Raw genomic sequence first — 6,356 nt, 5'->3', positions numbered from 1 at the left:
TAATCACTGCCTGTAGCTGATGACGCTCTTCTGCTGTCAGGCGCACAATGTATTTTTTCTGCATGGGACTCCGGCTCGCTCCCTACAGATTACCTCAATACTCCCGTTAACCCTAATTCTTAGAGTTGACGCTGCACTAGAATAAACCACAGAGATGCAAATACAATCCAAAGAATAGAGTTTCCCGCAGCATATATTATCAGAGTAGCGATGCTCGGAATGTAGAAAAGACTTACCTTAACCAAGGAAATACCTAAATCAAAGAGGTAGGAAAATAGTGTTGTTAGGTATTCTCGTATTTCAACTGCAACTTCAGACAGCCATATGCGAGCATCGCGTAGGAATTCTAATAAAGCTATTAAGAAATCATTTGCTGCCTCGGAAATTGTTCTTTGAGCATTCTTCAAAGCATTCGTCATGTCTTGAGTAAACTCAAGGAGTGACTCTAGCATGTCTTTCATTAGAAAACTCCTAATTTATAAGAGTAGTCTTAATAACAGGATTGAATCTAAGAAGTTATTTTGGCAGAGCAAGCAAAACTTACCCTTCTTAATCAAACAGCTTGATCTGTCTATTGCACACTAACCAGCATTTCAAAAATATACCTGATCTACACCATACTAACCTTGCTTTTAAATTCTTTACTTTACTTTCATTAAATTACAATACAATAATACCAGTCATTCTCAAACGGTGCAACCTTCTCGCTGACGATCGCCATTTACTCCTCCACCGTCGAAATTTCACCTAGCAGCGCACGCACCGCCTTCAACAGTTCTCGCAATAATGCTAAACCGCAGCAAACTCAGTCAACTTACGAGTTTCCGGGTCGTGAAATGCCAAAACGATATCCTCCTTCGGCACTCCCTCTCTCAATAAATCTGTGGCAATTCCCTCCTCTGTCCAATCCTCCTCAATATAAATCTTCTCGTTTTTAATCCGAACATACACCGAAGCCGCATTGATTCGCCGCTCGTTTTTCCAGCCGACGTTAAACCAAAGATATTGGCTTCTTTTATCGTCAAATATCAGAACTTCATCGATATCAGGATCGGGAACTTGGGATGAAATCTCTTCGTATTGAGTGAGGATTTTTTTGACTATATCTTGATAATGAGCTAATTTATCCATTCTAAGATCTCCTCATTTTTTATATCAAAAACTAACAGGAAAACTTGAAACTTTTGTAAAATTAGTTGAATTGCGACCTGTTTGAAAAATCTTTCATAAATACTTTGACCAACTGCCAAGTAAACAGTAATCTCAGGATGGGTGACAGACAGAAAGGTTTGATAAATCAAATATTGACCCAATGCCGTTTCAAATTCACGCATCGGAGAACGCCCAATAAAACTTTTTACTTCAATGACGATTTGCCGGTCTCCTTTCGTCGCGGCAATCGATTTTTCAACGGCTAAATCGGCAACTAATTTTACCTCTGCATACTTAATGAGATACGGATCGAAAGTAATCGTCCACCCGTCCTTTATCAGTGCATTTTTAACCGCATCATGGTAAACATCCTTCGCTGGCATCGCTTTCCTTGTCGCTGGGCAGGGCAGGCCCGATCGCCCACCCCACCATTCTACAACTGAGTTACACGTTCGCGGGAATGCCCAAAATATCCTCAATCTTCGGCATTTCCTCGATGGGAATCACGCGACCTTCATCCTCAAAGCCTTCAATTTCATTGAAGTTGAGATAGCGGTACAACTCACCGGCGAACGGGTCGATTTTCTCCTTCACAATCTCCAGATACTCCTCAACCGTGGGAATGCGACCCAGCAGCGCACAAACCGCCGCCAACTCCGCAGAACCCAGGTACACTCGCGCACCTTTACCCATGCGGTTGTTGAAATTGCGCGTCGAAGTCGAGAACACCGTGGCGTTGTCTTCCACTCGCGCCTGGTTGCCCATGCACAGCGAACATCCCGGCATTTCCGTCCGCGCACCTGCGGCCGCAAATACGCCGTAAACCCCTTCCTCGCGCAATTGCTTCTCGTCCATGCGCGTTGGCGGACAAATCCACAGACGACCTTTCACAGGGCCGGCACCTTCGAGAACCTTCGCCGCCGCGCGATAGTGACCGATGTTCGTCATGCAGGAACCGATGAAGACTTCATCGATTTTGTCTCCGGCACATTCGGACATCAATTTCACGTTGTCGGGGTCGTTGGGAGCGGCGACAATCGGCTCTTTAATCTCGTTGAGATTGACCTCAATGACGTCGGTGTATTCCGCATCGTTGTCGGCCGACATCAACTCGGGATTCGCCAGCCATTCTTCCATTTTGGCCACGCGACGCATCAAGGTACGGGCGTCTTGGTAGCCCCGTGCCACCATGTTTTGCAACAAGACGATGTTGGACCGCAGATATTCGGAAACCGTTTCTGTTCCTAATTTAATCGTGCAACCGGAACAAGAACGTTCGGCAGTCGCATCGGTTAATTCAAAGGCTTGCTCGACTTTCAAATCCGGCAGTCCTTCCATTTCCATAATCCGCCCGGCGAAGAGGTTTTTCTTGTTCTCTGTCCCGACGGTGAGTTTGCCCTCTTGGATGGCAACCCAAGGAATCGCGTTGACGATATCCCGCAGGGTGACGCCGGGTTGCAACTCGCCGGTGAAGCGGACTAACACTGATTCCGGCATATCCAAGGGCATCACGCCTAACGCTGCGGCAAAGGCCACCAATCCAGACCCAGCGGGGAAGGAAATACCCAACGGGAAGCGGGTGTGAGAGTCGCCGCCGGTTCCTACAGTATCGGGTAACAGCATTCGGTTCAGCCAGGAGTGGATGATGCCGTCGCCGGGACGTAAGGCGACGCCGCCACGGGTGGAGAAGAAGTCGGGAAGTTGTTTGTGGGTTTTGACATCCACCGGTTTGGGATAGGCGGCGGTGTGGCAGAAGGTTTGTAAGGTCAAGTCGGCGGAGAAACCCAAACAGGCCAGTTCTTTGAGTTCGTCGCGGGTCATGGGGCCGGTGGTGTCTTGAGACCCTACGGTGGTCATGACCGGTTCGCAAGAGGTTCCAGGGCGCACGCCGGGAAGTCCGCAGGCTTTCCCCACCATTTTCTGGGCGAGGGTGAAGCCTTTTCCGGTGTCTTCGGGCAGTTCGGGACGGGCGAAGAGGGTGCTGGTTTCGAGTCCCAGGGCTTCGCGGGTTTTGTCGGTGAGGCTGCGTCCGATAAGCAGGGGAATGCGTCCGCCTGCGCGAACTTCGTCGAGGATGGTGTTGGGCTTCAGGGTGAAGGTGGCGATGACTTCACCGTCTTTGGTGATTTCGCCTTTGTAGGGATGGATGGTGATGACATCGCCGGTTTCCATCTTCGTGACATCGCATTCGATGGGGAACGCACCGGAGTCTTCGCCGGTGTTGAAGAAGATGGGGGCGATGCTACCGCCGAGGATGAAGCCGCCGGAACGCTTGTTGGGGACGTAGGGGATATCGTGGCCGATGTGCCACAACAGGGAGTTCATGGCGGATTTCCGAGACGACCCGGTTCCGACGACATCGCCGACGTAGGCTACGGGATGACCTTTTTTCTTGAGTTCGACAATGGTGTCTAAGCCTTCGGGCATTCTCGACTCCAGCATGGAGAGGGCGTGGAGGGGAATGTCGGGGCGGGTGGTGGCGTGGGGGGCGGGGGAGAGGTCGTCGGTGTTGGTTTCGCCGGGAACTTTGAAGACGGTGACGGTGATGGCTTTGGGAACTTTGGGTTTGTCGAGGAACCAGGCGGCGTTGGCCCAGGCGTCGATGACTTGTTTGGCGTAGGGGTTGCTGTCGGAGAGGGCCAAGACGTCGTTGAAGGCGTCGAACACCAACAGCGTGGTGCTGAGGGCGGTTGCGGCGGCGGCGGCGAGGTTTTCGTCGCGGGATTTGAGCAGTTCGACGAGGGATTGGACGTTATAGCCACCCACCATCGTCCCGAGAAGGGAGACGGCGCCCTGGTGGGAGATGAGGGGACATTGGATTTCGTCTTTGGCGATTCCGGTGAGAAATCCGGCTTTGACGTAGGCGGCTTCGTCTACGCCGGGGGGAATGCGATCGCGCAGAAGCATCAGCAGGAATTCTTTTTCCTCGTCTGGCGGGTTTTTGAGGAGTTCGCACAGTTCGGAGGTTTGTTCTGCGGTGAGGGGTAAGGGTGGAATGCCCATTGCTTCCCGTTCGGCGGCGTGTTGGCGATACGCTTCTAACATGGTGGTGTTTCTCTCCTGGTTCTTCTCTAACGACAATGGAGCGGTCTATTTATAGTAGTAAACCGTGGTAACGAATCTTAACGATCCTACGGCGATCGCAGTGATGAGAGCTAGAGTCAGAGGTGTTTGCCTTTACGCTAACGAATCTTTTACCGGTTTTGGGGTTGGCGATGTCGAGATGTCTTGACTTTTTAGACGGACTCCTGTAATTCAGGATGGAGAGAAAACCCTAATCTAAACCTGGCTGTGATATGGGAGGTTTGGGGTGAGAAACGGGTACTGTGGGGACTGTCTCAGGTGGCGATCGCATCCTAAGAGGACGCAAGAGGCGATCGAGTCAGAAAAGCGCGATCGCGCTTTGCGACGATCGCGCTGGGAAATCATGAGATTCAATGGAAAGCGGGCGTGTGACGAATGAGACTCATAAACTCCTGGCGGGTACGAACGTCTTCGGCAAATACACCGCGCATGGCACTACTCACCGTCCAAGATCCGGGTTTTTCAACGCCGCGCATCACCATGCACATATGGGTGGCTTCGACGACGACGGCGACGCCTTGGGGCTTGAGAATGGATTCGAGGGCTTCGGCGATACGGTTGGTGAGGCGTTCTTGGACTTGTAGGCGACGGGCGTACATTTCGCAAATTCGAGCAATTTTGGACAGTCCGATGACACGACCGTTGGGAATGTAGGCGACGTGAACTCGTCCGATAATCGGCAGAATGTGGTGTTCGCAGGAACTGAAAATGTCGATGTCGCGCACGAGTACCATTTCATCGGTGTCTTCGTGGAAGACGGCGCCGTTGAGCAGTTCGTCGAGAGATTGGTTGTAGCCCTGGGTGAGAAATTTGAGGGCTTTGACGACGCGCTTCGGGGTGTCTCGCAGTCCTTCGCGATCGGGATCTTCACCGAGTCCTACGAGTAAGGTGCGAACCGCTCGTTCCATTTCTTCGGTGGAAACTTGGGTTCGGGTGGCTTCGGGAATGTTGGCGATCGCAGCTTCAGAGGGCAAGAATTCAGATGAAAATTGTGAGGTCATAGTCTTTGCTGGGCGATGAGAAACCGTTTTTTTGACATCAGGAGATAAAACCAACATCAGAGAAGCGATGGGTGTTTATCTTGTGTAAAATCTCGATATATTCAGTTTTTTAGCTGAAAAATTTTTGTTTTTTATTAGTCAAAAAAATAATTAAAATTGATTGAATTTAAATTATTTATTCAATTCAAAAAATAATCTTATTCTTGACTTTATTTAAACTCGAAAAGCCTTCAGGTTTTCTGGAACCGCAAGGCAGTTTTTAAGGGCTTTGTGAAGGCGATCGCGATCTAGATCTCGCCCGATAAACACGAGTTGATTTTTGGGCGGATTGTTTTCCCACTCCGTTACATCGAGAACGCAGCGTTTTCCACTGAGTTGAAATATATGTTTCTGCTGGCTCTCTTGAAACCAGAGAATTCCCTTGGCGCGAAAGATTTCTGGAGGGAGTTGGCTGAGAAAATCTTGAAATTTTTCGAGTAAAAATGGGCGATCGCTCTGAAAAGATATCGAAACAAATCCGTCGTTTTCTAAGTGATGGGAATGATGGTGGTGTTCGTGGTGATGATGTTCTTCGTGGTGATGGTGTTCGTGATGGTGATGTTCGCTCGATGGGGTTTCAGCGTCGTCGTGATGGTACTCACTGGGATTGTTGTACCCCACATCGAGAATGAGGGGAAGCGGGACGTTTCCATACTCACAGCGAAGAATTCTCGCGTCTTCTTTCATCTCGCCAATCTTCGCTTCGACATCGTTCAATCGCTGCGAATCGACTAAATCGGTTTTGTTGAGCAAGATGACATCGCTATAGATTAACTGCTTGGTCGCCGCTTCGCTGGTATAGTATTCTTCGTTGAAATTCTCTGCATCGATAGTTGTTAAAACAGAATCGAGACGGGTAAAGTACCGTAAATCGGTTCCCACAAACGTCAACATGATGGGAAGGGGATCGGCGATTCCTGTCGTTTCGACAATTAAGTAATCTAGTGCAGCGTCAAAACTTAATTTTAGGGTAGACCGAGGCCAGCTTGCAGCGTGCGTCCTCTACCTTCATCTGCCAGTCAACCCCGCGCTGGGAATGGTTAATGTCGCTCGACCAAGCAGCGGTTTCCGCTCGTAACT

The 6,356-nt window shown here is 49.9% G+C and carries 6 protein-coding genes and 1 pseudogene; all 7 read right to left on the bottom strand.

The genetic code is table 11. The annotated features are described in order from the left end of the window. Positions 1-119 precede the first annotated feature (119 nt). On the bottom strand, positions 120-461 hold the full coding sequence (locus POG22_RS11585) for a hypothetical protein (RefSeq protein ID WP_498905382.1): 342 nt from the start codon (positions 459-461) through the stop codon (positions 120-122). 328 nt (positions 462-789) lie between these two features. After that, entirely contained in the window at positions 790-1,131 is a 342-nt protein-coding gene (locus tag POG22_RS11580) for a XisI protein (protein ID WP_498905381.1), read from the bottom strand. Continuing rightward, positions 1,119-1,535, bottom strand: a complete 417-nt coding sequence (locus tag POG22_RS11575) for a XisH family protein (protein WP_498905379.1) — start codon at positions 1,533-1,535, stop codon at positions 1,119-1,121. Before POG22_RS11575 ends, POG22_RS11580 begins: the two co-directional genes overlap by 13 nt. A 61-nt stretch (positions 1,536-1,596) precedes the next feature. Next, positions 1,597-4,197: a bifunctional aconitate hydratase 2/2-methylisocitrate dehydratase gene (acnB, locus tag POG22_RS11570; protein ID WP_498905377.1), complete on the bottom strand. Its 2,601-nt coding sequence runs from the start codon at positions 4,195-4,197 to the stop codon at positions 1,597-1,599. A gap of 389 nt (positions 4,198-4,586) precedes the next feature. Further along, on the bottom strand, positions 4,587-5,237 hold the full coding sequence (folE, locus tag POG22_RS11565; RefSeq protein ID WP_063717281.1) for a GTP cyclohydrolase I FolE: 651 nt from the start codon (positions 5,235-5,237) through the stop codon (positions 4,587-4,589). Positions 5,238-5,450: 213 nt separating this feature from the next. Further along, a complete protein-coding gene (locus POG22_RS11560) occupies positions 5,451-5,963 on the bottom strand; it encodes a CobW family GTP-binding protein (protein ID WP_498905384.1) in 513 nt (170 codons plus the stop codon). Beyond that, a pseudogene (locus POG22_RS11555) lies at positions 5,952-6,215 on the bottom strand (GTP-binding protein); the annotation flags it as partial. The gene POG22_RS11560 and the pseudogene POG22_RS11555, both read right to left, overlap by 12 nt. Between the last annotated feature and the right edge of the window lie 141 nt (positions 6,216-6,356).

The sequence above is a fragment of the Geitlerinema sp. CS-897 genome, assembly GCF_028368005.1.
Classification (GTDB): Bacteria; Cyanobacteriota; Cyanobacteriia; order Cyanobacteriales; family Geitlerinemataceae; genus Baaleninema; species Baaleninema simplex.
This window is presented reverse-complemented; position numbering and strand designations above follow the sequence as displayed.